The following is a 1414-nucleotide window of genomic DNA, read 5'->3' as shown; positions in this document are numbered from 1 at the left end:
TTAATTATATTTTGTATATCTTATCAGTAGTTTCGTTTGTAATGGCCATATTCTCTTTGGCTAATTTAATCAGACTGTTCAAAAATACTGGTGTTCAAGGCATATAACAAGTTACTTAAACGGACACTAAACAGTTGGCTAGCTTCGTTCCTCGCAATTTTAGCCAACTATTTCGCGCCGCTTAGTAAGGCGTTAGGCATTTAGTGACGTTATGAGTTTTAAATCAATTTTTGGGGGAAAATCCCAACAAGAAATAAATGATATTATTAGTGACGATGAGTCCGAACTTCATGTCTATATGAAAAGTTTCAACACAAAAGCTGACTCTTGGATTACGGTAAATGATTTAATAAGTGCCATAGAACAAAGATTAATAGAATACCCTCAATTCAAAACAAAACTAGTAACTAAAAAAGCGCGGTTTACTAATTTAAACGATGGTGAGGTAGAAATTTGTAATATTGGTTCCGGGTGCTTCGATGAGGAAGATGGTAGCCAATTTATTTTAGTGGATACAGAGTTTGCAAACGATGAAGAAGGCTTAGGTAAAGAAATTCAAACTTGTGATCTACTCTCTTTGTTAAAATCACAAGCTGATTCATTTGGTGATTGGCCGATTGTTTCAATTTCAGATCAATTCACCACTCCAGATGGAAGTGTAATTCGCTCTTATGGAACCAATAATTTCCCTTATTTAATTTGGCATTCCAATGAAGAAGAGCTTTGGCTTCTAGAGAGCCCTATAGAACAATGGCCAGAGTATAAAAATGCCTAACAAGGTGTTCAAACGGACAAAAAACAGTTGGCTGTTTCACTCCGTTCACAATTTTAGCCAACAATTTTTTGCCGCTTAACGTGGCGTTATAAGTATCCAAAAGGAAGTGTTTATGTCACAGGATGAGATCAAATCAATCGTTAAAAAATATAAATTCAAATCGGTTAAAATCTTAATGGGTTTTTTATTAATAGCTGTTTTTGCAAATTGGTACTTAATTAATTTAAGTATTGAACGTCATGCTGAGTTAGGTTTACCTTATACAAGTAGCGATTCTGGTTTTATTTGGGGTGCAATAAGCACAGGGTTATATACAGTTTTGGCCTTATGTTTTTATTCTATCGAAAAAATATTGTTAAAACTGTTAATCAAACCTAAAACAGAGTCAGAGTAAAATACTTATAACAAGCCACTCAAGTAGGACAAATAACAGTTGGTTTTGTTCGCTTCGCTCTCTATTATAACCAACAATTTATCGCCGCTTAATAGGGCGTTAGGCAACTTTACAAGGATACAGTGTGAATAGAGTAGTTGTGTGTTTACTAATTATTATTTTAAGTGCTTGTGATGAAGATACTGAATCTAAGAAACTAGCCCAAAATATCTTTCCTTCAGTTATAGAATATCAACAATGCTTAG

2 protein-coding genes are annotated in these 1414 nt (G+C 33.9%); both read left to right on the top strand.

Features of this window, described 5'->3' with window-relative positions; genetic code table 11:
* Nucleotides 1-211: 211 nt before the first annotated feature.
* Complete coding sequence (locus H4J69_RS19570) at nt 212-775, top strand: hypothetical protein (RefSeq protein ID WP_182245198.1); 564 nt, start codon at nt 212-214, stop codon at nt 773-775.
* Nucleotides 776-887: 112 nt separating this feature from the next.
* Nucleotides 888-1169: a hypothetical protein gene (locus H4J69_RS19565; RefSeq protein WP_182245197.1), complete on the top strand. Its 282-nt coding sequence runs from the start codon at nt 888-890 to the stop codon at nt 1167-1169.
* The last annotated feature ends 245 nt before the right edge of the window (nt 1170-1414 follow it).

This window comes from Colwellia sp. BRX10-9, assembly GCF_014077405.1.
Taxonomy (GTDB): Bacteria; Pseudomonadota; Gammaproteobacteria; order Enterobacterales; family Alteromonadaceae; genus Colwellia_A.
The sequence above is the reverse complement of the archived record's forward strand: the minus strand, read 5'-3'. Positions and strand labels throughout refer to the sequence as shown.

Coding starts and splice junctions, on each gene's coding strand:
- H4J69_RS19570 (WP_182245198.1), top strand. CDS start 212: ATGAGTTTTAAATCAATTTTTGGGGGAAAATCCCAACAAGAAATAAAT.
- H4J69_RS19565 (WP_182245197.1), top strand. CDS start 888: ATGTCACAGGATGAGATCAAATCAATCGTTAAAAAATATAAATTCAAA.